Genomic DNA, 25267 nt, shown 5'->3' with positions numbered 1-25267 from the left:
GCTGAATCAGCACACCCCCAGCATCGCTAGGAGATCCTTCGTGTCCGTATATCTCTATAGATGGGGAAAGTTCGCTTTCCGAAGAAAGTGGATCGTCCTCCCGGTCTGGCTGGTCCTGTTCGTCATCCTGGGCGGCCTGGGTGCGCAGCTCAGCAAGCCGATGACCAACGACTTCAGCATGCCGGACCTGCCCTCCGCGCGGGCCAACGACATTCTGGACAAGCACTTCCCCGGCGCGTCCGCCGCGTTCAAGTTCGACGCGGTCACCGGCACCTATGTGATCGCCGCACCTGCCGGGCAGAAGCTCACCGACCCGGCGAACCGCACGGCCGTCGACGCGTTGCTCGCCAAGCTCGGCGAACTCGACATCGTCGACCACAGCAAGCCGCTGATGAATCCGATCGAGGCCGCCGACAAGATGGGCTGCCTGGCGAACCCGGATCCCGGCACCTGTAGTGGCGCACCGCTGAACGTGCTCAGCAAGACCGTGCCGGACTCGGTCGCGGTGCTGAACGTGCCGTTCACCATCAAGAGTTTCACCGACGTCACCGACAAGGAACGCGACGCGGCCTACGCGGTGGCTGGCGACGCGCGCAACGCCGGACTGACCGTCGAGATGAGCGGCTCGATCGCGTCCAAGCAGGAGGCGCCGAGCGGCAAGTCCGAGATGATCGGCATGGGCGTCGCGCTGATCGTGATGATCGTGGCGTTCGGCGCGATCGTGGCCGCCTTCGTGCCGATCGTCACCGCGATCGTCGGCCTCGGCGCGGCCACCTCGCTGATCATGCTGGGTACCTCGGTGATCGAGGTGCCGAGCTTCACCACCTTCTTGGCGTCGATGATCGGTATCGCGTTGTCCATCGACTACGCGCTATTCATCGTCTCGCGCTACAAGCATGAACTGGCGGTACAGGATTCGCCGGAGGAGGCGGCCGGTACCGCGCTCGGCACGGCCGGGTCCGCGGTGGTGTTCGCCGGTCTGACCGTGATCATCGCGCTCGGCGGGCTCAGCATCGTCGGCGTGCAGTTCATGACCTTCATGGGTCTGGGCGGCGCGATCGCCGCCGGGTTCGCGGTGCTCACCGCGATCACGCTGATGCCGGCCCTGCTCGGCGCGTTCGGCAAGTCGCTGTTCAAGCCGAAGCTGCCGCTCGTCGCCCAGCATGATCCGGAGGACGACCACTCGGTCACCAACGGCATGCGCTTCGGCCGGCTGATCGGCAAGGCGCCGTGGCTCGCCCTCGGGCTCAGCGTGCTGGTGCTCGGTGCGCTGGCCGCGCCCGCGGCCGGACTGAACCTCGGCCTGCCCGGCGACGACAGCCAGCCCAAGACCTCCACCATCCGCAAGGCCTACGAGCTGCGCACCGAGGGGTTCGGTGAGGGCAGCAACGGCGTGCTGAACGTGGCGGCCGACCTGTCCAAGGTGCCGGTGGAGAACCGGGACAACGCGGTGAAGGCGCTGCGCGACAAGCTCTCCGCCTACCCCGGCATGGACTACGTGACCGAGCCGAAGTGGAGCGAGGACAAGCAGGGCGTGCTGCTCGACGGCGTGCCCAAGTCCGGGCCGAACAACCAGGCCACCAAGGACCTGGTCAAGGACGCCCGCGACGCGGAAGGCCAGCTGCAGGCCGAGTTCGGCATGGAGTACGGCATCACCGGCACCACGGCGATCTTCGCCGATGTGGACAACGTGCTGCTCGGCAAGATCGTGCCGTATCTGGCGATCGTGGCCGGCGCCGCGTTCGTGCTGCTGATCCTGGTGTTCCGCTCGATCCTGGTGCCGTTGACCGCGGCGCTCGGGTTCCTGCTGTCCATGGGTGCGACGTTCGGCGCGACCGTGCTGATCTTCCAGGAGGGCAAGTTCGGCCTGATCGAGGATCCGCATCCGCTGATCAGCTTCCTGCCGATCATGTTGATCGGCCTGGTGTTCGGTCTCGCGATGGACTACCAGGTGTTCCTGGTGACCCGGATGCGCGAGGAGTTCGTCAACGGCAAGTCGCCCAAGGAAGCGGTCGTCGCCGGTTATCACCACGGTGCCCGCGTGGTGACCTCGGCCGCGATCATCATGATCTCGGTGTTCGGCTCGTTCCTGCTGGAGACCGACGTGACCGCGAAGTCGTTCGGCTTCGCGCTGGCGGCCGGCGTGCTGTTCGACGCGTTCATCGTCCGGATGGTGCTCATCCCGTCGCTGCTGGTGCTGATGGGCAAGTGGGCCTGGTGGATGCCGAAGTGGCTGGACCGGATCGTGCCGGACATCGACGTCGAAGGCGCCAAGCTGCGCGAATTGCAGCAGCGCTCGGCGGACCCGGTGCAGGTGCCGGTCGGCGTCAGCTGATCGCCGCTGGCTCGTACTCGGCCCCGCACCCGTTCGACGGGCGCGGGGCCGAGTCGTATCCGGGGTTCTTGATCTTGTGGCCCGGCCGCAGCAGACTCAGTGGAAGTTCGATCTCTCCAGCTCGGTAGTTACCGGCGGGTGCAGTCGGCCCGCGCGCGTTATGTCGTTCGATCCGGCACGACTCGATCACCGCGAGGAGAACCCTGTGTCCGTGTATCTATACCGGTGGGGAAAGTTCGCCTTCCGCCACAAGTGGATAGTGCTACCCATCTGGATCGTCGGTTTCCTGGTCCTGGGCGGCCTGGGCACCCAGCTGAAAGAGCCGATGAGCGACGACTTCAGCATGCCCAACCTGCCGTCGGAACGCGCGACGCAGATCCTCGACCAGCACTTCCCCGGCATGTCCGAGGGATTCAAATTCGACGCCGTCACCGGAACCTACGTGATCGGCGCGCCCGCAGGCCAGAAGCTGACCGACCCGGAGAACCGGCAGGCGATCGACGCGCTGATCGACAAGCTGAACCAGCTCGGCATCGTCGACCACAGCAAGCCGATCGCGAACCCGATCACGGCGACCGAGGAGATGGGCTGCCTGGTCGCGGAGCCCGACGCCGCCAAGTGCAGTGGCGCACCGTTGAACGTGCTCAACAAGACCGATCGGGACTCGGTGGCGTTCTTCAGCGTGCCGTTCGGCATCACGAACTTCACCGACGTCACCGCGGACAGTCGCAAGGCCGCCTACGACGTGGCCGATCAGGCCCGCGGGGCCGGTTTGACGGTCGAGATGAGCGGCACCATCGCGATGGAGCAGCAGGCGCCGAGCGGTAAGTCCGAGATGATCGGTATGGCCGTCGCGTTGATCGTGATGATCGTCGCGTTCGGCGCGATCGTGGCGGCGTTCGTGCCGATCATCACGGCGGTGGTCGGGCTCAGTGCGGCGACCTCGTTGATCTTCCTCGGGACCTCGTTCCTCTCCATCCCGAGCTTCACCACGTTCCTCGCGTCGATGATCGGGATCGCGTTGTCCATCGACTACGCGCTGTTCATCGTCTCGCGCTACAAACATGAACTGGCAGTACAGGATTCACCAGATGAAGCGGCCGGTACCGCGCTCGGCACGGCGGGTTCGGCGGTGGTGTTCGCCGGTCTCACGGTCATCATCGCGCTGGTCGGGCTCAGCATCGTCGGGGTTCGATTCCTGACCTTCATGGGTCTCGGCGGCGCGGTGGCCGCGGCGTTCGCGGTGCTCACCGCGATCACGCTGATGCCCGCGCTGCTCGGCGCGTTCGGCGGGGCGCTGTTCAAGCCGAAGCTGCCGATCATCGCCCAGCACGACCCGGAGGACGACAACTCGGTCACCAACGGCATGCGCTTCGGTCAGGCCATCGGCAAGGCGCCCGCGGTCGCGCTGGTGCTCAGCGTCGTCGTGCTCGGGTTGCTCGCCCTGCCTGCGACCAATATGAACCTGGGTCTGCCCGGCGAGGACAGCATGCCGAAGACCTCCACCGTTCGAAAGGCCTACGAGCTGCGCACGGCCGGGTTCGGCGAGGGCAGCAACGGCGTGCTCCAGGTCGCGGTCGATCTGGCGGACGTCCCGGCGGACAAGCGCGCCGCGGCGCTGGCCGCGCTGCACGACGAACTCGCGAGCTCGCCGGACATGGACTACGTGACCGAGGCGCGGATGAGTCAGGACGGGCTCGGCGCGCTGATCAACGGCGTGCCGAAGTCCGGCCCGAACGACCAGTCGACCAAGGACCTGGTCCGGGACGCACGCGCCGCCGAGGGCCGGCTCGAATCGCAGTACGGGATGAAATACGGCATCACCGGCACCACCGCCATCTATGCCGACATCGACCACGTGCTGCTCGGCAAGATCGTGCCGTACATGGCGATCGTGGCGGGTGCCGCGTTCATCCTGCTGATCCTGGTCTTCCGCTCCATCCTGGTGCCGTTGACCGCCGCGCTCGGCTTCCTGCTGTCCATGGCGGCCACCTTCGGCGCGACGGTGCTGATCTTCCAGGAGGGCAAGCTCGGGTTGATCCAGGATCCGCGGGCGATCGTGAGCTTCCTGCCGATCATGTTGGTGGGCTTGGTGTTCGGTCTCGCGATGGACTACCAGGTGTTCCTGGTGACCCGGATGCGCGAGGAATACGTGCACGGCAAGCCGCCGAAGGAGGCGATGATCAGCGGTTATCACCACGGGGCACGGGTGGTCACCTCGGCGGCGGTCATCATGATCTCGGTGTTCGGCTCGTTCCTGCTGGAGACCGACGTGACCGCGAAGATGATGGGTTTCGCGCTGGCGGCCGGCGTGCTGTTCGACGCGTTCATCGTCCGGATGGTGCTCATCCCGTCGCTGCTCGCGCTGATGGGCGAGTGGGCGTGGTGGATGCCGAAGTGGCTGGACAAGATCGTGCCGGACATCGACGTGGAAGGCGCCAAGCTGTTCGCTTTGCGCGGGCAGCCGACGCCGGGCGAGACGAAGTTGCCCGCCGACGTCGGCTGATCTGCAGAAATCGCCCCCACTCGGTTACCGGGTGGGGGCGTTTTTCATTGGCTCGGCTGCGGCAACGTGCAGTCGTCGACCTTCGGGTTCACACCCATGTAGTTGAGCGGACCGGCGAGCGCCGTGACGGCGATCGTGCCCCAGCCCGCGCAGTTCGTCGGGCTGCTGTCGAAATAGTGGCGCTGACCCGCGGCGATCAAGCCGATGGCGCACCAGATGAGCAACAATGTACTGAGCAGACGGGTGCCGGTACCGCGCACTGCTCGTCCGCGAACACCGCGGTCACGAATTTCCCGGTCGCGCATGTCATCGCTCCCTTTCCGTGCTCCCCACCTGAGATTACCCGCCTGATCAGCGATTATCCCGTTATTGGCTGGGCTGCGGAACGTTGCAGTCGGCGACCTTCGGGTTCACCCCGACGTAGTTGAGCGGACCAGCGAGGACGGTGAGCGCGGTACTGCCGAAGCCGGCGCAATTGACCGGGCCACTGTCGAAGTAGTGGCGCTGGCCTGCGGCGATCACTCCGACCACCAGCCAGAGCACGACAATCAAACTTCCAAGTCGCATGCGGCCTCGTTCGTCGGCGTCCGTTGAGCAACATCATTATGTGGTGCCGCACGCGACGCGCCGAACGCGACGAACTCGCCTGCGTGCCGCACGGCGGCGAACCCGCGCCGGTTGCCGGGCGCGGGGTCACCGAATAGGTTGGGCCGGTGCGCGGTACGCGCTCACCGGTTCCGTTGGTTACGGACTTGGTTGCGGCACATTGCAATCGTCGACCTTGGGGTTCACGCCCATGTAGTTGAGCGGTCCCGCGACCACGGTGACGGCGATCGTGCCGAATCCGGCACAATTCACCGGCCCGCTGTCGAAGTAGTCCCGCTGAGCTGCGGCGACGACGCCGACCAGCAACCAGACCAAGACAATAATGCTTCCGATTCTCATGTTTCTCTCGCTCATCGGTCTCGAGCGGACTGCACGACGGCGCATTGGCCACCACGTCCTTCCCGCATTTAGCTATCCGGCGTATACCCCCGTTCGCCCGAAATATCCGTTCCGCCGAAACTATTGCTCGCCGGCTCGATCCCGCAGGCAGGCCATGCATTTCATCCGCTGTTCAGCCGGTGGCGGGCCAGAGCAGGCGCCCCGCCTGCGTGACCGGGAACACGTGCCGCCGCCGGATCGTTCAGTACACATGGCGTCCGTACTGCAATGGTGGATCCCGGGTTGGATCATCTTGCTGATGCTGGTCGCACTCTACGAGCTGACGGTAGGCAAGCGACGTAAGCGCCGCAGGACGCCGATCTCCGGCACGTTCACCGACGAATTCACCGCGCTGTTCTACTCGACCAAGCGGATGGAACTCGATCATCGTGAGTCGGTGTCGATGCTGCGCGACGAGGACGCGGAGGGCGCGCCTCCGTTCGGCGTCGACCTCGATCGACACACCGTTGTGCTGCGGACAGAGCATCCGAAAGCCGAATAAGCCCGGGCAGCAAGGTAATCGGGGGGACAATATTTCGATGGCGCGGTCGATGGCGGAGCAGTGGCAGCGGTTCGGTGAGCGGGTCGAGTCCGGACGCGGACGGCTACCGGCTGAGGTTCGTCGGGAGATCCGTAGGCGGGCGGCCGATTCGGTGGGTGGAGACGGTATTCCTCCTGAGCTAGCGGAGTTCGTCGACCTAGTCGCGGAACGTTCGTACCGGGTCACCGCGGAGACCGTTGCCGGGCTGACGGCGGCGGGGCACAGCGACGACGAGATCTTCGAGGCGGCGGCCGTCGCGGCTTACGGGGCTGCCGATCGGCGGCTACGGGCCGCTAAGCGCGCGTGGGGAGGCCATTGAAATGTGGCTCGAGGCAGTGGAATCCGGGCACGATCGACCAACCCGGTTGATGTTCGGCATGATGCGGCGGTTCAGCAAGATCGACCTGCCCGCGGTGTTGAAGGTGACGTTCTATCGGAATCATTTCCTCGGGACGCCACTGTCGGATCTCATCCAGCAGGCCATGCGCGGGCCCTCGTTCTGGACGGTGGCCGAACGCGAGATCTTCGCGACCGCGACTTCGCGGGCGAACGAGTGCCCGTTCTGCGCCTCGGCGCATCACGCGATCGCCGGTGCTTACGTGGACATCCAGGTCGTGGACCTGGCGTTGCAGGACGGAGCGGACTCGCCGCTGCGCCCCGAGGCGCGGGCCATGCTCGAATTCCTGCGGAAGCTGGCCCGCGACCCCGACGGACTCACCCCGGATGACGCGGACACGGTCCGGCAGGCGGGGGTCTCCGCCGAGGCCTTCGACGAGGCGGTGTGGGTGGGCACCACGTTCGGGGTGATCAATCGGATGCTGAACGCGTTCGGCGCGCAGGCGCTGGCGCCCGAGGAGGCCAGGGGCGGAGCGCGATTCATCAAGGCGGCCGGCTATCGGGTGCCGCCGCCGATCCGGATCTTCTCCCGCGACACCTGATCAACGCCGGTTCGGGTATCAGGAGAAGTCGGCGGCGTGGTCGGCGGCCCACTGCGCGTAGCTGCGCGCGGGTGCGCCGGTGACCTCCTGAATTGTGGCGGTCGGCTGACCTGGTGAGTCGACCATCGCGGCCAGTCCGTTGAGGATGAAATCGGCGAATTCCTCTGGTACCCAATCCATTTGCGCCTTGGCCTGGGCCGGGGTGATCTCCTCCCAGGTCAGCGGCCGGCTCAGTGCCGCGCCGATGGTCGCCACCTGTTCGGCCCGGCTCAGCGACGTCGGCCCGCTCAGTTCATAGCGCGCTCCGACGTGATCGTCGGTGGTCAGCGCGAGTACCGCGACCGCGGCGATGTCGGCTTCGTGCAGCAGGGTGCTCGACGCGGCGCCATACGCGCCGCGCACCACATCGCCGGCCCGGATCTGCGGCGCCCACTCCAAGGTGTTGGTGGCAAAACCGTAGGGGCGCAGGAAGGTCCATTCCAGATCGGAATCCCGGATCGGTTGTTCGACGAGGGCGTGCGCCTTGCCGATCGGGTTGTCCTGCTCGGTCACGTCGTCGCGGACCGCGCCGGAGGACAGCAGGACGATGCGGTGCGTGTGTTCGGCGATCACCTCGATCACCCGGTTCGCGGCGTCGCCGGGGAGCATCGGCCAGGTGAGGTACACCGCGTCCACTCCGTCGAGCGCAGGGATCAACGTTTCGGGGGTGGTCAGGTCGCCGGGTACGACCTCGACACCGGTCGGCAACGCGGCCGCCGCGGGCGTGCGCGCCAGTGCGCGTACTGCGACATCTTTTTCCGCGAGTTGCGAAACAACTTGTCCGCCAACATGACCGGTCGCGCCGATCACCAGGACCTGCTTTGTCTGAGCCATGACCTCACCCTACGAGGGCGGCTAACCTTTGGTAAGGCCCTACCTCAAAGTAAGCTCTACCCATGAAGGTAGGTTCCCTGGCAGGCAGCTCGCCGGACACCATGCGGCGGGCAATATTCGACAGCGACTGTCCCGGCCGCACCGTCCTCGACAAGCTGACCAGTCGGTGGGGCGTGCTGATCCTGGTCGCCCTGCGCGAGGGACCGATGCGCTTCCATGTGCTGCGCGACAACGTCGGCGGCATCAGCGAGAAGATGCTGTCGCAGAACCTGCGCACCTTCACCGATTACGGGCTCACCGATCGCGCGGTGGAACCGACTACTCCCCCGAAGGTCACATACTCCCTGACTCCGATGGGTATGGAAGTAGCGCAACGATTGCACGGTCTGCTGGACTGGGTCAGCATCAACGGTGAGGCAATCGTGAAATTCCAGTCAGGGAGGTCAGCACGATGAGCAGGTCCCATTCTCGAGCCGCAGCGAGCGCGGCGGCCTTAGCGGCCGTTACCGTCACCGCCGCACTGACCGGTCCACCGGCCAACGCCGAGATGACCAGCGTCAGCGTCACCGCGGGTTCCGAGGGCATCGTCACCGGCTGCCGCTACACCATCACCGCCACGGTCACAGACCTGACCGACGATCCAGGCTCGGTCTTCTTCTGGCTCTCCGGCGGCGTCATCCCCGGCAACGGCGAACGCCTCCCCGGCAACCCGATCCACCACCCCGCCAACAACACCGTCACCACCACCTGGACCCCCACCCGCGGCGGCCCACAGAACATCACCGCCATCCAAAGCGACCCGGGCAAATACACGTCGACAAAATTCACCACCGTCGACGTAGCCGGCACCGGCCTGGACACCGGCAGCTCCTGCATCAAAACGGGATAGGCACCGAACAAGAAAAAGCCCCTCATCCGTTCACCCGGACGAGGGGCTTTTTGGCGGTGGCGGAGGGATTTGAACCCTCGGAGGGGGGTTACCCCTCACACGCTTTCGAGGCGTGCTCCTTAGGCCGCTCGGACACGCCACCGCCGACAACCATACCGGACTGCAAGCCGATCGCTAAATCGCCTGGGCAACTCCCGGACTGGTGTGACTTGACGCACGAAAGGTGCACGTGACGCATGCTGCAACCTACGTCAGGAGCATGGAGCGTGCGTCAGGAGAGATCAGCGCTGGGTGCGGAAGAAGGTGTCGAGGAGGGCGGCGCAGTCGGGTTCGAGGATGCCGCCGCGGACCTGGGGGCGGTGGTTGAGGCGGCGGTCGCGGACCACGTCCCAGAGGGAGCCGACGGCGCCGGTTTTGGGTTCCCAGGCGCCGAAGACGAGGCGGGAGACGCGGGCCAGGACCAGGGCGCCCGCGCACATCGTGCAGGGTTCCAGGGTGACGGCGAGGGTGGCGCCTTCCAGCCGCCAGCCGTCGCCGTGCACCTCGGCGGCGCGCCGCAAGGCCAGGACCTCGGCGTGCGCGGTGGGGTCGCCGAGGGCTTCGCGGGCATTCGCCGCGCGCGCGAGTTCCCTTCCGGCGGAGTCGAATACGACGGCGCCGACGGGAACGTCGCGGGGGTCGGCTTCGGCGGCCGCGGCGATCGCGGCACGCACCATATCGGTGTCCGAAGGTAGTGACGGGCCCGGCACGTCAGCGGGGCAGCTTGTCCAGCACCGCCGAGAGTTCGTCGGCGAAGCCGAGGCGTTGGGCGATCATGCCGAGCTGTTCGTCCGGGTAGAGATCGGTGTCGGCGAGGATGACGCTCAGCACCGGCTCGGGCAGACCCAGATCGGCGAGCACGCCGAGGTCGCCCTCTTCCCACGGCTCGATGTCGTCGAGCTCGTCGGGGTCGATGTCCGGGATTTCCACATTCAGGGCGTCGAGGACGTCCGCGGCGATGTCGTAATCAATGGCGGCGGTCGCGTCCGAAACCAGCATCCGGGTACCGCTGGGCGCGGGCCGGACCACGATGAAGAACTCGTCGTCGATGTCGAGCAGGCCGAAAACGGCACCCGAGCTGCGCAAGGCCTTCAGTTCGTTTTCCGCTGCGGACAAATCCGTAAGCGCATCGTGGCTCAGCGGGCTGCACCGCCATTTGCCTTCTTCGCGGACAACCGCCACTGCGAACCCTTCTACGTCGTCGTAATCATCCGACGCCGCCCTATTCGTGCCCGAGCGCTGTGCTGCCATGGCCGCAACGGTAGTCTGCCCGAGCCGAAATGTTGAAGTCGTATGCGAATCTGTTCAGGTGACTTCTGCTGAGAAAGCGTCCGTGTGTGTCCTCGGAACCGGCTTGATCGGCGGTTCCCTGCTGCGCGCCGCCGTCGGCGCCGGGTATGACGCCTGGGGGTTCAACCGTTCGGCGGCAGGCGCGGAAGCTGCCCGAAGTGACGGCTTCGATGTGACCGAGGAGCTGTCCGCCGCGCTGACCCGGGCCGCCGCCGCGGACGCGCTGATCGTCATCGCGGTGCCGATGCCCGCGGTCGGGCACCTGCTCTCCGCCATCGCCACCTACGCGCCGCGCTGCGTGCTGACCGATGTGGTCAGCGTGAAGGCTCCGGTCGCCGAAGCAGTGCGCAAGGAGGGGCTCACGGCCCGCTATGTCGGCGGGCATCCGATGACCGGAACCGCCGAATCCGGATGGGCCGCCACCGATTCCGGCTTGTTCCGGGACGCCGTGTGGGCGGTCGGCGTGGACGAGGGCACCCATGCCGAGGCGTGGACCAGGGTGGCGCGGCTGGCGCTGGACTGCGGCTCGGTGGTCGTTCCGGTGGTCGCGGACGAGCACGACCGCGCGGTCGCCCGGATCTCGCATCTGCCGCACGTGCTGGCCGAGGCGCTGGCCTCGGCCGGTGCGGCCGGCGGCGCGCTCGCCCTCGGGCTGGCGGCGGGTTCGTTCCGCGACGGCACCCGGGTCGCGGGCACCGCCCCCGATCTCGTGCGCGCCATTTGTGAACCGAATTCCGCGGCCCTGTTGACGGTCCTGGAGGAAACGCTCACCGTGCTCGGCGCCGCCCGCGACAGCCTGCGCGCGGACAATTCCCTGGCCGATCTCGTCGAAGCCGGTCACGACGCCCGGGAACGCTACGAAACCGCGCAACGATGGGAAATCACCGATATCCACCCCGGCGACCACAATTGGCTGGCGAACTTACGCGACGCAGGACAGCGCGGCGGGGTTATCACCCGGTTGAACTGAGCGCGGTATACCGAATTGTCAGATGCGCTCGGCGAGGCCCGGGTAGTCGAGCAGGAAGCCGTCGGCGTCGACGGTGACCGTCGCGCTGGAGACCGGGGACAGCACGCTGATGCCGTCGGCGGCGCTGCTGTAGGTCAGGCTGGCTTCCTGGACCAACAGGTCGGGCAGGCGCACGTAGACGACCGGGACCTGGACGTCGTGCACCGCGTGCTGCAGGTCGAAGCGGCGGATGGGCAGCGTGTTGAAGAACGGGCTGAGCACCACGTCGACATCGAGCGCACCGGCGAAGGTCGAACGCACGTGGCTGCCGCCCGCGTCGACCAGCCAGTAGTTCTCCTCGTCCCTGGCGATCGACGCGTGCCGCTCGCCGGCCGCGGTCGTGGTGCGCAACGAGAGCCGCTTGGTCGCGCCGCTCTCGTCGGTGACCAGGTCGTAGGACGCGCTGAACGCTGGATGGTCGTCGCACGCGCCGCCGATCATGCGACCGGCGGCGCGGATGCGATTACCGTTCAACGTCACGCGGACCGACTCCATCCGGGACGCGTTGTGCGCGCGCCAGGTGAGAATCGCCGGCCAACGGGAGGCCGGTGGCGTATCGGGGCCAGAGGCTTGGCTCGCGGAGGCTGGGATCGTCACGTATCTACCGTAAGCGACACCGAGCCGTAGTCCGCACCACACCAGCCCGCATCACACCAGCGATTCCCGCCACGCCGCGTGCAAACTGGCGAACCGGCCGGTGCCCGCGATGAGCTCGGCCGGGGTGCCGTCCTCCACCACCCGCCCGGATTCCAGCACCAGCACCCGGTCGGCGATCGCCACGGTGGACAGCCGATGGGCGATGATCACCGCCGTCCGGTCGCGCAGCACCGTCTCCAGTGCCTGCTGCACCAGCCGCTCACCCGGGATGTCCAGGCTGGACGTGGCTTCGTCCAGCACGATCACCGCCGGGTCGGCCAGGAACACCCGGGCGAACGCGACCAGCTGCCGCTGCCCGGCGGACAACCGGCCGCCGCGCTTGCGCACGTCGGTGCCGAAGCCCTCGGGCAGCGCCTGCACGAAGTCGTACAACCCGACCGCACGGGCCGCCGCGAACACCTCCGCGTCGGTCGCGTCCGGCCGGCCGAGCCGGATGTTGTCGGCCACCGAGCCGGAGAACAGGTAGGACTCCTGGGTGACCATCACGACATTGCGGCGCAGGTCGGCATCGGAGATCCGGCGCAGGTCGACCCCGTCCAGGGTGACCGTGCCCGCGGACGGGTCGTAGAACCGGGTCAGCAGCTTGGCCAGCGTCGACTTGCCCGCACCGGTGGCGCCGACCAGCGCGACGACCTGTCCCGCCGGGATGTCCAGGGAGAACTCCGGCAGCACCTGACGCTCGCCGCCGTAGCCGAAGGACACCCGGTCCATCAGCACCGCGCCGCTCGCCTTGGCCACCGGCGTCGGGTCGGTCGGCTCGGCCACCGAGGGCTCCTCCTCGAGCACGCCGGAGATCTTCTCCAGCGCCGCGGCCGCGGACTGATACGAGTTGAACACCTGCGCGAGTTCGTCGAGCGGGCCGTAGAACTCATTGAGGTACAACAGGTATGCCGCGAGCACACCGACCGCGATGTGTCCCTCGATCACCTGCCACGCGCCGACCACGATGATGATGACCGTGGTCAGGTTGCCGAGCAGCCTGCTCAGTCCGGCGTAGTCGCCCATGCCGCGCATGGCCTTGGTGGTCGCCTGCTGGTAGTCGCCGTCCTCGTGCGCGAGCACCGACTCGTTGCGCTGCTCGCGGCGAAAGGTCTGCACCGCGCGCATGCCGCCCATCGACTCGACGAACTGCACGACCACCTTCGCGATCGCGCCGCGGGTATGCCGGTAGCTCGCCCGCTGCCTGCGCTGCGCCCAGCGGGTGACGAACACCAGGGGCACGAAGCCGATCAGCACGATCGCGGCCAGCGTCAGATCCAGGTAGATCAGCAGCACCGCGATGGTCAGCACCGAGAGGATCGCGCTCAGCGCCTGATTCAGCGCGCCCTCCAGCAGCTCCTGGAGGGTCTCGATGTCACCGGTCAGGCGCGCGACGACCTTGCCCGAGGTGTACTTCTCGTGGAAGGCGACGCTGAGCCGCTGCATGTGGGTGAACGAGCGCACCCGCAGGTCGAACAGCACGCTCTGGCTGAGCTTGCCGGAGACCCGCAGGAACAGGAACGTGGTCAGCCCGCCGATCAGCACCGCGCTGAAGTACCCGCCGACCGCCCAGGTCAGCGGGGTCCAATTCCCTTTGCGCCCTTCACCGATGCCGTTGTCGAGCCCGTGCGCGATGAACAGCGGCGCGGACACCATCGCGGCGTTGTCCACCACGATGAGCACCAGCGCGAGCGCCGCCAGCTTGCGGTACGGGCGGACCAGGTCGAGCAGCAGCCGCCGGGATCGCCCGGCCAGCACCAGGTTTCCGGCCTGGGTGACCTCTTTGTCCTCGCTGGCGATGCCGCGCCAATCGGCGGCCTCGTCCCGCGGAACGGACGAATCCTCGTTTGTCACCGCGTCTTTCGACACGACCGTCTCCGTGCTCACAGCTGCTCACCTCCCATCAGTTCTCGATATCGGCTGCTGCTGCGCAGCAGTTGATCGTGGGTGCCCTCGGCGACGATCCGGCCGTCGGCCAGCACCGCGACCCGATCGGCCAGCGCGGCCGTCGAGGGACGGTGCGCGACCAGCAGGGTCGTCGCGCCGGCCAGCACGGTGCGCAGCCGTTCCTGCACCCGCTCTTCGGTTTCCACGTCCAACGCGGACAGCGGGTCGTCGAGCACCATGATCCGGCTGCGACTGCCCTCCCCCGCCCCGCTCAGCACGGCGCGGGACAGCGCGAGCCGCTGCCGCTGGCCGCCGGACAGGCTGAGGCCCTGCTCGCCGATCCTGGTGTCCAGTCCCCACGGCAGGTTGTCCACGAACTCGGTGGCCTGCGCGACGTCCAGCGCGCGCCGCACGTCGGCGTCGGTGGCGGACGGATCGCCGAGCGCGACGTTCTCCCGCACGCTCGCGGAGAACAGCACCGGCTCCTCGAACGCGACCGACACCAGCGAGCGCAGGTCGGCCAGTCGCATGGTCGCGATGTCGATGCCGTCGATGGTGATCACGCCGCCGGACAGGTCGTAGAGCCGCGGGATCAGGTTGAGCAGCGCGGTCTTTCCGCTGCCGGTCGCGCCGACCAGCGCGACCGTCTCGCCCGGCCGGATCTTGAGCGAAACATCGTGCAGCACCTCCCCTTTCGCGTCCGGGAAGGCGAACTTCACCCCCTCCAACCGCAATTCGCCGACCACCGTCTCCGGCAGCTCCACCGGATCGGCCGGATCGGCGATGTCGACCGGGGTGTCGATGATCTCCCAGTACCGATCGCCCGCGGTGCGCGCGTCGTTCAGCTCGGCGAGCAGGAAGCCGGTCCAGATGATCGGCCACTGCAGGAAGTTGGCGAGGGTGATCGCCGCGACCAGGGTGCCGAGCGTCATCGAGCCCTGCGCCACGGCGTAGCCGCCGTAGCCGAGCGCGAACGCGATGGCCAGCTGCGGCAGGCCGGTCATGGCCGACCACAGCCGGGCGTCCAGGCGCACCTTGAACATCTCGGTCTTCTGCAACTCGCGCGACTGCGCGAGGAACCGGCCGCCGAAGAACACGCCGCGGCCGAACGCCTTCAGCACGCGCACGCCCTGCGCCGATTCCTCGGCGGTGGTGGCCAGGTCGCCGGACTGGTCCTGGGACCGGCGCGACGCGATCGAGTACTCGCGCTCGAACCGAATGCAGATGTAGGTCAACGGGATCGCGATGATCACGAAGATCAGCCCGATCTGCCAGTTCAGGAACAGCAGCACGATCAGGCCGACCGGGATCAGCACGAAGTGGATGATCAGGAACGGCCCGGCGAACGCGACGAAGCGGCGCAGGGTGGCCATGTCGTCGACCGCGCGGGACAGCAGCTGACCCGACTCCCAGGAGTCGTGCCGCCCGATCGCCAGCGACTGCAACTTGCGGAAGATCTTGGCGCGCATGGTGATCTCGACCATCGTGGCCGGCTTGGACACCAGCCAGCGGCGGCCCCACACGCCGAAGGCCTCCAGCAGGCCGAGCGCGAGCACCAGCGCGACCGGCGCGAACACTCCCGCGAAATCACGGTGGGCGATCGGTCCGTCGATGATCTTGGCGATGATCAAGGGGATGACGATCGCGGTCAGCGACGAGAGGACCGCGAGCGTGGTCGCGCCGAGCAGCGCGCGCCGGTACGGGCGCACGTACGGCCAGAAACGGCGCAGCGATTGCAGGCGGCCCGGCGCGGACGCCGCGGGCCGCTCGGGTCTGTCGGCCTCCGGATCAGCGGTCGCGACATCCAGTGCAACTGACATGGTGCCCCCTAGAGGTCTGTGGATGGTGGTGGCGGGAACCGGCGCACTCGGTGATGTTCGCACCGAGGTCCGACATTTCAGGGTGGCAGCATCGCCCCGATCGGCCAACCGATTTTCCGGGCCCGGCGATTCCCCCGCGCCCGTGTTCGTGCTGGATATCACCGCTCGGCCGCAGGTCGCGCTGTCCGTCATCTACCCAGCAAACAACCTCGAGTAATCTTCAGGTCAAGAGGTGCCGGGCACACAACGAAACGACCTCGGCGCCCAGATCCTGGGCGCCGAGGTCAGTGAATTCGAGTATTCGAACGAGGTCCGGCTCTAACGGACGCCCGCGCTCTCCCGCTCGGCCGGTGCGTCCGGGAAGGCCTGCTGCTGATAACCACCGCGCAGCGTGCCGTCCAGATACGCGGCGCGGCAGGCCCGGCGGGCGATCTTGCCGCTGGAGGTCCGCGGAATCGACCCCGCGGGCACGAGCAGCACGTCCCGCACGGTGACGCCGTGCCGCTGCGAGACTGCCGCGCGCACGGTGTCGGCGACCGGCTCGGTCTCGAGCTTGCCCGCGCCGGTGTTGCGTTCGGCGACGATGACCAACTGCTCGGAGTTGTCGTCGGCGTCGAACTTCAGGCCGGAGTGGCTGCCCTTCTCGAAGACCAGCGCCGGAAGTTCGTTGGCCGGCACCGAGAATGCGGCGACGAAACCGGGTCGCAGCGCGGTGCTGGATTCCTGCGCCGAGAACTCCAGATCCTGCGGGTAGTGATTGCGGCCGTCGACGATGACCAGGTCTTTCACCCGGCCGGTGATGTACAGCTCGCCGTCGAGGTAGGCGCCGTAATCGCCGGTGCGCATCCAGTGGGCGTCCTCGGGCGTGCCCTGCGCGTGACTGCCTTCCGGCTGGCGAGCGGCAAGCTTGGCCTGGAAGGTGGCCGCGGTCTCGTCGGGCTTACCCCAGTAACCGATGCCCATGTTCTCGCCGTGCAACCAGATCTCGCCGACCTCGCCGTCCGCGCGCTCGACGCCGGTGTCCGGATCGACGATGGTGGCCCACTGCGACAACGCCACGTATCCACAGGACACCTGGGCGATCGCGTTGTCGGCGCCCTGCTCGACCTCGATCATCCGGCCCGAATTCAGTTGGGCGCGATCGACATACACGACCCTGGCCTCGTCCTCCGCCTTGGTCGCGGACACGAACAACGTCGCCTCGGCCATGCCGTAGCAGGGCTTGATCGTCGTCTTCGGCAGCCCGTACGGCGCGAATGCCTCGTTGAACTTGTTCATCGACGACACCGACACCGGCTCGCTGCCGTTGATCAACCCGATCACATTCGACAGGTCGAGTTCTTCACCCGGCTTCGGCTTACCCCGCGCCGCCGCGTGCTCGAAAGCGAAATTCGGTGCCGCGGCGAAAGTTCCGGCGCCGTCGGAGGCGGCGGCCAGTTCCTTGATCCAGCGATAGGGGCGGCGGACGAACGCGCTCGGCGACATAATGGTGATGAATCCGCCGCCGACGGTCGGCAGAATCACGCACAGCAGTCCCATGTCGTGGAACAGCGGCAGCCAGGTGACGCCGCGCGAATTCTCTTTCACGCCAATGGCATCGATCATCTGCAACAGATTGGTGCCGACCGCCCGGTGCGTGATCTCCACGCCCGCAGGCGTTCTGGTGGAGCCGGAGGTGTATTGCAGGTAGGCCACGCTGTCGATATTGATATCCGGCCGCACCCACATCGCGCCGACGCTGTCCGGAATCGCTTCCACCGCAATAATCCGCGGCCGTTGCGCCGCGGGCAGATGCCGGAAGAAGTTCCGCACACCGCCCGCCGCGGAGCCGACCGTGAGAATCGCCGCCGGCGTGCAGTCGCTGAGCACCGCGGTGAGCCGGTCGGTGTGCCCCTGCTCCTCCGGGTCGAACAGCGGGACCGCGATATTGCCCGCGTAGACGGCGGCGAAAATGGAGACGACATAGTCGAGCCCCTGCGGCGCCAGAATCGCCACCCGGTCACCGGGCTGGGTCACCTGTTGCAGTCGAGCCGCGACGGCTCGTAGCCGGACACCGAACTGCCGCCAGGTCAGCTCGTGGTACTCGCCGTCGCGTTCCCGCGAATAGTCGATATAGCGGTAGGCGAGGTCGTCGCCGTTCTCCGCGCTGTGCTTGTCGACGAAGTCGATCAGGGTCTTGTCGCCGCGGATTTTGATATTGCCCTGGTCGTCCAAATAGTCGTCGAAGGTCTCGTCGATCATCGCCTTATCCTTTTGCCAAAGCACGCACACAGGCCGTGCAGTTACACCGAACACAGGTCGATAACGAAGCGTCGGGAAGGCTAGCAGGTGTGCAGCCTTCCGACGCTCAGTACCGCCCGAAGGCGATCGCTACGTTGTGCCCGCCGAAACCGAACGAGTTGTTCACGGCGTAATCGATCCGACCCGGCCTGCTCTGCCCCTTGACCACGTCGAGGTCGATTTGCGGGTCCTGATTGTCCAGATTCAGGGTCGGCGGGACGATGCCGTCGCGAATGGACAGCACGGTGAGCACCGACTCCAGCGCGCCGACCGCGCCGATCGAATGCCCGAGCGCCGATTTCGGCGCGTAGACCGAGGCGTGGTTGCCCACCGCCGACGAAATGGCTTGCGCCTCAGCGGTATCCCCGATCGGCGTGGCGGTGGCGTGCGCGTTGACGTGGGCGACGTCTGTCTTGGTCAGCCCGGCCTTCTCGATCGCCCTGGTCATCGCGCGCGCCGCACCCTTGCCCTCCAGATCGGGCGCGACCAGGTGGAAGGCGTCGGAAGTGATGCCAGCCCCCATGATTCGCGCGTGGATGGTCGCGCCGCGGGCCTTCGCGTGTTCCTCGGTCTCGATGATCATCATCGCGCCCGCCTCGCCGAACACGAAGCCGTCGCGGTCGGTGTCGAACGGGCGCGAGGCGCTCTTCGGATCGTGGTTGCGGGTGCTCATCGCGCGCATCATGGTGAACGCCGCGATCGGCACCGCCTGGATGGAGCCCTCGACGCCGCCGGTGACCACCATGTCGGCGTCGCCCATCACGATCATCTGCCACGCGTTGGCGATCGCCTCCGAGCCCGACGAGCAGGCCGACACCGGCGTCACCACGCCCGCCCCCGCGCCCAGCTCGATACCGACACACGCGGCCGAGCCGTTGGGCATGATCCGCTGCACGGTCAGCGGCGAAATCTTGCGGTAGCCACCGTTTTTGATGCGGTCGCGGGCGTCGATGATGTACTCGCCGCCGCCGAGCCCGGTGCCGATGGCGACGCCGAGCCGGTTCTTGTCCACCTCCGGGCTGCCCGCGTTGCGCCACACCTCACGGCTCAGCACGGTGGCCATCTGCTCCACGTAGGACAGGGTGCGCGCCTCGACGCGGGTGAGGCTGTCGGCCGGCGCGACCTTCAGATGCCCGCCGATCCGGACCGGCAGCTCGAACTGCTCGATGAAGCTGTCCTCCAGGACGTCGATGCCGCTCTCGCCGTTGAGCAGGCCTTTCCAGGTCGAGTCGACGTCGCCCGCGATCGAGGTCGTCGCGGCCAGGCTGGTCACGACGACGTTGGGAAAGCTCCTGTTTTTCGAAGGTATCTGCATGTTCGCTCACTTTCCCTAGCGTGACGACTAAGAAATTTGTCGAGCTCAAAACCTTTGTGGAGCAGTTGCATTTCGCATGCGGACGCGCCGCCTAACACGTGGGGCGGCATCCGCGCGTATAGCGCTGGAGCGCAGGCAGATCAGCCTGCCGAGCCTGTCATCAGGGCCGCATACTCGATCGGCCGATAAGCATTATCGAGCAGCAGCAGACCGATCGAGTTGCTGACACGCGGACGGTACCAGGCGGCCTTCGCGGTCGTTCGGTCACGCCGTCATGGCGCTGTTCGCGGACGGCACCCGGCAACTCGAGTAACCTCTCCCCGGGCACGGGGCGACGTCGGCGGCGTCTCGACCGAAGACGCGAGGAAGGGACGGTCGGTGACGGGCGCGCGGATGGTCGGGCTGTTCGCCGGGATCGGCGGGCTCGAGCTCGGCCTCGGCCACAACGGCTGGCAGACCGAGCTGCTGTGCGAGATCGATGCGGGCGCACAGGGGGTGCTGGCTGCCCGGTTCCCTGATGTGCCACTGCATTCCGACATCACCGGACTGCGCGCGCTACCCGCGGGCACCGAACTGGTCGCGGCCGGTTTTCCCTGCCAGGACCTGTCCCAGGCCGGGCGCACGGCGGGCATCACCGGCAAGCGGTCCGGCCTGGTCGACGAGGTGTTCCGGCTGGTACGGCGCAAGCGCGGGCCGCGCTGGCTGCTGATCGAGAACGTGCCGTTCATGTTGCAGCTCGGTCGCGGCGCGGCGATGCGGCACATCACCACGGCCCTGGAGGAGCTCGGCTACACCTGGGCTTATCGGGTGGTGGACGCGCGGGCGTTCGGCCTGCCACAGCGCCGTCAGCGGGTCTTGATGCTGGCCTCCAGGACCGAGGACCCGCGCGGCGTGCTGTTCGGTGACGACGCGGGGCCGCGGATCGTCGGCGACCCCGATCGCGATCCGTGCGGGTTCTATTGGACCGAGGGCGTGCGCGGACTCGGCTGGGCGGTGAACGCGGTGCCGACGGTGAAGGGCGGATCCGCGCTAGGCATCGCCAGCCCGCCCGCGGTGCGGCTGCCGTCCGGCGAGATCGTCACGCCCGGCCTGGTCGATGTCGAACGGCTGCAAGGCTTCGATGCCGACTGGACCGCGCCCGCCGGCGAGGTGCTCGGCGTGCGGCAGGGGCATCGGTGGAAGCTGGTCGGCAACGCGGTGAGCGTGCGGATGGCCGACTGGGTCGGCTCCCGGCTGGCCGCGCCGTTGCACCCGATTCCCGGCGATCAGCCGCTACCGCCGGGCACGCCGTGGCCGGTGGCGGCCTGGGGGCACAACGGGGTGGCCTATCGGGTGCCGGTCTCGACCTGGCCGGTGCACGAACCGTACGAGGATCTGCGCAACTTCCTCACCGATTCCCGGCTGCTCTCGGCCCGGGCGACCGCCGGGTTCCTGCGCCGGACCAGCATGGGCAGCCTGCGGTTTCCGCCGGGCTTCCTCGACGACGTGGAGAGCCATCTCGATCGGATGGGTGGCTGGGCGGCATGAGCCGGGGATCGGCTGCGGGGCCGGCCTCCGCCGGCGACGCGCCCGAGGACGCCCAACGATTTCCGAAAACCGCGCAGCGTCCGACCACCGACGCGGCGACCAGCGCGCGCATGTCTCGGCAGCGACGCACCGGAACCAAGCCTGAACTGGCCTTACGTCGGGAACTACACCGGCGCGGGCTGCGCTACTTCGTCGATCGGGCGCCGATTCGCGGGCAGCGGCGGCGCGCCGATCTGGTGTTTCCGCGACTCAAGATCGCGGTCTACGTCGACGGCTGCTTCTGGCATCGCTGTCCGCAACACGCCACCGATCCGCGCAACAACGCAGAATGGTGGGCGGCCAAGCTGGCTGGGAACGTGGCCCGGGACCGGGCCACCGACGCGGCACTGATCGAGGCGGGCTGGCGGGTGATCCGGGTGTGGGAGCACGAGGACGCCGTCGTCGCGGCCGATCGGGTGCAGGCCGCGCTGGGGCGACCTAGCGGGACTTGACCCGGACCAATGTGCGCGGCGCATGGGCGGCGAGGTAGCTCGACGCCACCATCACCGTCATCACGATGACTCCGGCGGCAGCGGTTGCGTAGCCGATCATGGGGAACCTCCTTGGGAACGCTTCCCTGACAGCCTGTCCGCCGAACCTGACAGGAGCCTGTGTAGTGGGTGGCAAAGGCGTGTGTTTGCTCCCATCGCGGTGGTGATCCCATGACTCCGCGGCCGCGCTGACCTACGGTTTGAACATCGGTCCAGTGGCAGGTAGGAGAATGGGTCCGTGACAGATAGCCAAAAGATCGCCGAACGGCGCGTGCGGGTGGCGTCCTTGGTGATCGCGGCGGCCATCCTGATCGCGGGAGTCTGCTACTCGTCCTGGGTGCTGGAGTTCGTGCTGAAGATCGACGTCGATCCGGTCAACTCGTTTCTCAGCGAACTGGACGCCGAGGGAAAGCCATATCGTGCGGTGTTCGCGACCGCCGACAAGATCGTCGGCGCGGTGCTGATCCCCGCCGCGATCGGCGGACTGCTGATTTTCCCGCGCCGTCGGTTCACCACGATCGGCTGGGTCGCGCTGTTCTGCTTCGGCGCGGCCACGATCGCCGATGTGTTGCTGCCGCTGAAGGACTGCACCGCGAGCGACAGTGGGTGCGGCGGCGGCAGCGAGCTTTTCCCGCAACTGCACCAGCCGCACGCACTGTCGAGCACCATCGCGGTCACCTCGATCGCCGTCGCCACCTTCGCGTTCAGCCTGGCCGCTTTCCGCTATCACCGCTGGCGGATCCTGCGCGAGGCCGGGCTGGTCGTGCTGGTGGTCGGGTCGGCGGCGACCGTGTGGATGCTGGTCGCCGACAACCTGCCCGGCAATTACGCGCTCGGCATCGCCCAGCGGATCCAGGTCGGGTCGATGTCGCTGTGGCTGATCACGCTGGCCGCGGCGGTCATCCTGGAGGGCCGGGAGTGGATCGACCCGAACGACTAGCTATTTCACGGTCAGCTTGATCGTGTGCTCGGCGGTCTTCGCGGGCAGCTTGGTGGTGTCGACGAAGAGGATCTCGCCGCTGTCCTGCACGCCGTTGGGCAGTGTCTTGGGCTTCAACCCGAACGGCGGCTGGTCGCCCTTGCTGCCGGCCAGGCCGAAGTCGCTGTCGTTGGCGATATAGAGCGTCTTGCCGCCGTCCAGGGTGGCCACGCCCTCGATCTTGTCGTGGCCGAAGAACTTTCCGTCGGCGTCGAGATCCTTGACCAAGCCGTTCAGGTCGAGGTTCTTCGGCTTGGCCGCCGGGGTGACGCCCACCTTGGTCAGCGCGGCGACGCCGTCGGTGGTCGAGACCGTGCCGACCAGGGTCTCCAGTGGCTTACCCTCGATCAGCAGGCCGCCGCGTTCCGGATCATATTGTGCGCCGGGCACTTTCGAGCCCGGACCGACGTCGGTGGCGTTGGCGATGTCGACGGTCCACAGCTTCTTGTCCGCCTTGGGCGCCAGGTTGCCGTCGCGTTCGTCGACCAGGAAGGTGGTGGCGCTCAACGCGGTGATCTCCGAGTCGGCGACCTTGGCGCTCTTCGGGTTCTCCAGCGGGACCACGAATTCCTTCTGCGCCTTCGTCTTCAGATCGACGGTGACGAGCCGGGTCAGCGGGACCTCCTTCGCGGATCCGCTGAGACCGGGGGTGTTCAGCGCGCTCTGTACCAAGCCGACCAGGGTGCTGCCGTCGGGCGTGATGGTCAGCCCCTCCATGCCCTGGTTCGGGGTGCGCAGCGAAAGTTCCTTGGGCAGGCCGGATCCCGGCGCGAGGCGCTCGAGCTCGCCGCCCTTGGCGTCGAAATGCACCAGGAACGGGCCGTATTCGTCGGACACCCAGAAGGTGCCGTCGGGCAGCGCGACCAGGCCCTCCGGATCTAGGCCGTGATCGGTGGGCGGCAACACGTTTCCGGCGAGGTCCTTGATGGTCTCGCCGGTGTTGGCGGCGACGTCGACCTGTCCGTTGAACGGGACGCCGGCCTTGGTGTGCAGGTCCAGGCTGGATTGCAGCACCGCGCGGGTGCCCACCAGCTTGAACTTGCCGATCTTGGGCACGAAACTAGCGGTCGGGGAAAGCTTCTCGTTCTTGCCGGGGCCGTCCACGTTCGGGCCGCGGTCGGTCAGGCCGTAGAACTCGTCCTTGCTGCCGGGCACCGGGGTCCAGGCGGAGCCGAAACCGCTGCCCTGCACCGTCGTTCCGCCGAACTCACCGAGCGGCGGAATGTCGGTGGTGTACAGGCGAACCGCGTCCGTGGTGGTCACCTTGATGGTGTCGGACCCGGTGTAGCCGGCCTTCGGCGTGTAGACCACCGCGCCGTCCACGCGGCGGCTCAGCGTGCCGTGCTCCGGATCGGCGAGGCGGACGGCGGCGCTGCCACCCGTCTTGGCGAGCAGGTCGTCCAGGGAGATCACCAGCGGCTGATCCTTGGTGGCGGTGAAGTCGGCCGAGTCCGCGGACGAGCAGCCTGCGGCCAGCACACCGGCACAGAGGACGGCGACGGCGGTGATGCGAGGACGAGAATGAGCTTTCACTGGGACTGCCTACCGCGTCTATCCGACTTCTGGCCGACGCGGAGGTGACAATTCGGTGCCGATCGGCGCGCATGCGATGCTGTCGCCATGACCGCACGCGTGAACATCTCCTCCGGCTCCGAATTCGAAGACATCGTCGGCTACAGCCGCGCCGTCCGGATCGGCAATCACATCGCGGTCAGCGGCAGCACCGCCTCGGTCACCGGCGGCACCGCGGTCGGCGGCGACGACATCGGCGAGCAGACCCGGGAAACCCTGCGCCGCATTGCCGCCGCGCTCACCGAGGCCGGCGCGAGCCTCGCCGACGTGGTGCGCACCCGCATCTTCGTCACCGACATCGCCCGCTGGCCCGAGGTGGCCAAGGCACACGCCGAGGTGTTCGGCGAGATCCGCCCGGCCACCTCCATGTACGAGATCAGCGCCCTGATCACGCCCGCACTGCTGGTGGAGATCGAGGCCGACGCCATCGTCGGCGAATAGCTACCCGGCGAAGTGCGACAGGGTCTGATCCGGATCGCTAGGGTCGCAGAGGTGACCAGTGCCCTGCCGGAAGATCCCGTCTCACTCGACACCCTCGCCGAGGCGACCGACCGTCTCCTCGACACCATGCGCAAGCTCGGCAACGACGACGTGGCCGAGGCCTCGCTGCTGCCCGGCTGGAGTCGCGGGCACGTGCTCGCGCATCTCGCCCGCAATGCCGACAGCCTGCTGAATCTGTTGCTGTGGGCGCATACCGGGGTGGAAATCCTGCAATACGCGAGCATGTACCTGCGCGACTTCGACATCGAGGCCGGCGCCCCGCGGCCCGCCGCCGAACAGCTCGTGGACAACGAGGCCGCCACGAAACGGTGGCTCGCGCTGGCGAATTCGCTGACCGCGGACACCTGGCACGCGGAAGTTCGCACCCGCCAGGGACGTCCGATCCCGGCCAGCGAGGTGCGCTGGATGCGGTTGCAGGAAGTCGAGATTCATCACGTCGACCTGAACGCCGGCTACACCCCCGCCGATTGGCCCGCCCCGTTCGTCGCCCGCATCCTCCAGCAGGCGACCGTCGACATGAACCGAATCACCGCCGCCGCAACCGAACCCGTGCCCGCCTTCGAATTGCGCGCCACCGACACCGATTTCACCGGCCTCGTCGGCACCGACTCCCCTGCCACCACCGTCACCGGCACCGCCCCCGCCCTCGCCGCCTGGCTGCTGGGCCGTTCGGACGGCGCCGATCTCACCGGCGACCTCCCCACCCTCCCCGCGTGGAAGTAGTAGCCGCCCGGAACGTCTGGAAAGGAAGCCCGCCCCTCGATGACCTTCGAGGTGGCGGGGCTTTGTTCGGGTCGTGACCTGCTGAAATGCGAA

Annotated in this window: 25 protein-coding genes and 1 tRNA gene; 13 read left to right on the top strand and 13 right to left on the bottom strand. The window is 67.5% G+C overall.

Annotated features, from left to right (window positions below; all coding sequences use genetic code 11):
- The first annotated feature begins 40 nt into the window (after positions 1-40).
- Positions 41-2335 (top strand): MMPL family transporter, encoded by a 2295-nt coding sequence (locus AB0M22_RS15830; protein ID WP_364726274.1) that lies wholly within the window; start codon positions 41-43, stop codon positions 2333-2335.
- Positions 2336-2540: 205 nt separating this feature from the next.
- Positions 2541-4841, top strand: coding sequence for an MMPL family transporter (locus AB0M22_RS15825; protein WP_364726271.1), 2301 nt, complete (start codon positions 2541-2543; stop codon positions 4839-4841).
- A gap of 44 nt (positions 4842-4885) precedes the next feature.
- Here AB0M22_RS15825 and AB0M22_RS15820 read toward each other — a convergent pair whose 3' ends face one another.
- From AB0M22_RS15820 to AB0M22_RS15810, 3 genes are all read right to left on the bottom strand, one after another.
- Complete coding sequence (locus tag AB0M22_RS15820; protein WP_364726268.1) at positions 4886-5146, bottom strand: hypothetical protein; 261 nt, start codon at positions 5144-5146, stop codon at positions 4886-4888.
- Positions 5147-5207: 61 nt separating this feature from the next.
- Complete coding sequence (locus AB0M22_RS15815; protein WP_364726265.1) at positions 5208-5408, bottom strand: hypothetical protein; 201 nt, start codon at positions 5406-5408, stop codon at positions 5208-5210.
- A 177-nt stretch (positions 5409-5585) separates the two neighbouring features.
- Positions 5586-5786, bottom strand: a complete 201-nt coding sequence (locus tag AB0M22_RS15810; RefSeq protein WP_364726262.1) for a hypothetical protein — start codon at positions 5784-5786, stop codon at positions 5586-5588.
- A gap of 250 nt (positions 5787-6036) precedes the next feature.
- Here AB0M22_RS15810 and AB0M22_RS15805 point away from each other — a divergent pair, with 250 nt between their 5' ends.
- Genes AB0M22_RS15805 through AB0M22_RS15795 form a run of 3 tightly spaced genes read left to right on the top strand, consistent with a single transcriptional unit; the run spans position 6037 to position 7304 of the window.
- Positions 6037-6327: a DUF6191 domain-containing protein gene (locus AB0M22_RS15805; RefSeq protein WP_364726259.1), complete on the top strand. Its 291-nt coding sequence runs from the start codon at positions 6037-6039 to the stop codon at positions 6325-6327.
- Positions 6328-6364: 37 nt separating this feature from the next.
- A complete protein-coding gene (locus AB0M22_RS15800) occupies positions 6365-6685 on the top strand; it encodes a hypothetical protein (protein ID WP_364726256.1) in 321 nt (106 codons plus the stop codon).
- Between the two features lies 1 nt (position 6686).
- Positions 6687-7304: a hypothetical protein gene (locus AB0M22_RS15795; RefSeq protein ID WP_364726253.1), complete on the top strand. Its 618-nt coding sequence runs from the start codon at positions 6687-6689 to the stop codon at positions 7302-7304.
- 18 nt (positions 7305-7322) lie between these two features.
- Here AB0M22_RS15795 and AB0M22_RS15790 read toward each other — a convergent pair whose 3' ends face one another.
- Positions 7323-8177 carry an NAD(P)H-binding protein gene (locus AB0M22_RS15790; protein WP_364726250.1) on the bottom strand — a complete coding sequence of 285 codons (855 nt, stop codon included), beginning with the start codon at positions 8175-8177 and terminating at the stop codon, positions 7323-7325.
- Positions 8178-8239: 62 nt separating this feature from the next.
- Between AB0M22_RS15790 and AB0M22_RS15785 the strand changes: the two genes are divergently transcribed.
- The gene (locus AB0M22_RS15785; protein ID WP_364726247.1) at positions 8240-8632 is read left to right on the top strand and encodes a helix-turn-helix domain-containing protein; all 393 of its coding nucleotides are present in this window, start codon (positions 8240-8242) and stop codon (positions 8630-8632) included.
- Entirely contained in the window at positions 8629-9066 is a 438-nt protein-coding gene (locus tag AB0M22_RS15780; RefSeq protein WP_364726244.1) for a hypothetical protein, read from the top strand. The genes AB0M22_RS15785 and AB0M22_RS15780 overlap by 4 nt, the downstream gene beginning before the upstream one ends.
- A gap of 51 nt (positions 9067-9117) precedes the next feature.
- Here the strand turns inward: AB0M22_RS15780 and AB0M22_RS15775 are convergent.
- The 3 genes from AB0M22_RS15775 to AB0M22_RS15765 form a co-directional block, all read right to left on the bottom strand.
- A tRNA-Ser gene (locus tag AB0M22_RS15775) sits at positions 9118-9208 on the bottom strand.
- Positions 9209-9347: 139 nt separating this feature from the next.
- The gene (locus tag AB0M22_RS15770; RefSeq protein WP_364726241.1) at positions 9348-9782 is read right to left on the bottom strand and encodes a nucleoside deaminase; all 435 of its coding nucleotides are present in this window, start codon (positions 9780-9782) and stop codon (positions 9348-9350) included.
- A gap of 34 nt (positions 9783-9816) precedes the next feature.
- Complete coding sequence (locus tag AB0M22_RS15765; RefSeq protein WP_150400650.1) at positions 9817-10356, bottom strand: tRNA adenosine deaminase-associated protein; 540 nt, start codon at positions 10354-10356, stop codon at positions 9817-9819.
- Between the two features lie 58 nt (positions 10357-10414).
- Between AB0M22_RS15765 and AB0M22_RS15760 the strand changes: the two genes are divergently transcribed.
- Positions 10415-11365, top strand: coding sequence for a prephenate dehydrogenase (locus tag AB0M22_RS15760; RefSeq protein WP_364726237.1), 951 nt, complete (start codon positions 10415-10417; stop codon positions 11363-11365).
- An 18-nt stretch (positions 11366-11383) separates the two neighbouring features.
- Here the strand turns inward: AB0M22_RS15760 and AB0M22_RS15755 are convergent, their stop codons facing one another.
- The 5 genes from AB0M22_RS15755 to AB0M22_RS15735 all read right to left on the bottom strand — a co-directional run bounded on the left by AB0M22_RS15755 (position 11384) and on the right by AB0M22_RS15735 (position 19342).
- The gene (locus tag AB0M22_RS15755; RefSeq protein WP_364726234.1) at positions 11384-12001 is read right to left on the bottom strand and encodes a putative glycolipid-binding domain-containing protein; all 618 of its coding nucleotides are present in this window, start codon (positions 11999-12001) and stop codon (positions 11384-11386) included.
- A 51-nt stretch (positions 12002-12052) separates the two neighbouring features.
- A complete protein-coding gene (locus tag AB0M22_RS15750; RefSeq protein ID WP_364726979.1) occupies positions 12053-13894 on the bottom strand; it encodes an ABC transporter ATP-binding protein in 1842 nt (613 codons plus the stop codon).
- Between the two features lie 29 nt (positions 13895-13923).
- Positions 13924-15747, bottom strand: a complete 1824-nt coding sequence (locus tag AB0M22_RS15745; protein WP_364726231.1) for an ABC transporter ATP-binding protein — start codon at positions 15745-15747, stop codon at positions 13924-13926.
- 318 nt (positions 15748-16065) lie between these two features.
- On the bottom strand, positions 16066-17985 hold the full coding sequence (gene fadD32 / locus AB0M22_RS15740) for a long-chain-fatty-acid--AMP ligase FadD32 (protein WP_364726977.1): 1920 nt from the start codon (positions 17983-17985) through the stop codon (positions 16066-16068).
- A gap of 109 nt (positions 17986-18094) precedes the next feature.
- Positions 18095-19342, bottom strand: a complete 1248-nt coding sequence (locus AB0M22_RS15735; protein WP_364726228.1) for a KasA/KasB family beta-ketoacyl-ACP synthase — start codon at positions 19340-19342, stop codon at positions 18095-18097.
- Between the two features lie 393 nt (positions 19343-19735).
- On the opposite strand from AB0M22_RS15735, the gene dcm reads away from it, so the two are divergent.
- The 3 genes from dcm to AB0M22_RS15720 all read left to right on the top strand — a co-directional run bounded on the left by dcm (position 19736) and on the right by AB0M22_RS15720 (position 22339).
- Positions 19736-20869 (top strand): DNA (cytosine-5-)-methyltransferase, encoded by a 1134-nt coding sequence (gene dcm, locus AB0M22_RS15730; RefSeq protein WP_364726971.1) that lies wholly within the window; start codon positions 19736-19738, stop codon positions 20867-20869.
- Positions 20866-21360: a very short patch repair endonuclease gene (locus AB0M22_RS15725; RefSeq protein WP_364726225.1), complete on the top strand. Its 495-nt coding sequence runs from the start codon at positions 20866-20868 to the stop codon at positions 21358-21360. Before dcm ends, AB0M22_RS15725 begins: the two co-directional genes overlap by 4 nt.
- A 277-nt stretch (positions 21361-21637) precedes the next feature.
- On the top strand, positions 21638-22339 hold the full coding sequence (locus AB0M22_RS15720; RefSeq protein ID WP_150400643.1) for a DUF998 domain-containing protein: 702 nt from the start codon (positions 21638-21640) through the stop codon (positions 22337-22339).
- Here AB0M22_RS15720 and AB0M22_RS15715 read toward each other — a convergent pair whose 3' ends face one another.
- On the bottom strand, positions 22340-23911 hold the full coding sequence (locus tag AB0M22_RS15715; protein WP_364726221.1) for an esterase-like activity of phytase family protein: 1572 nt from the start codon (positions 23909-23911) through the stop codon (positions 22340-22342).
- A gap of 87 nt (positions 23912-23998) precedes the next feature.
- On the opposite strand from AB0M22_RS15715, the gene AB0M22_RS15710 reads away from it, so the two are divergent.
- Both AB0M22_RS15710 and AB0M22_RS15705 read left to right on the top strand, forming a co-directional pair.
- Positions 23999-24391 carry a RidA family protein gene (locus AB0M22_RS15710; RefSeq protein WP_150400642.1) on the top strand — a complete coding sequence of 131 codons (393 nt, stop codon included), beginning with the start codon at positions 23999-24001 and terminating at the stop codon, positions 24389-24391.
- 51 nt (positions 24392-24442) lie between these two features.
- Positions 24443-25174, top strand: a complete 732-nt coding sequence (locus AB0M22_RS15705) for a maleylpyruvate isomerase family mycothiol-dependent enzyme (protein ID WP_364726217.1) — start codon at positions 24443-24445, stop codon at positions 25172-25174.
- Positions 25175-25267: the final 93 nt, after the last annotated feature.

The sequence above is a fragment of the Nocardia sp. NPDC051756 genome, from assembly GCF_040681495.1.
Lineage (GTDB): Bacteria > Actinomycetota > Actinomycetes > Mycobacteriales > Mycobacteriaceae > Nocardia.
This window is presented reverse-complemented; position numbering and strand designations above follow the sequence as displayed.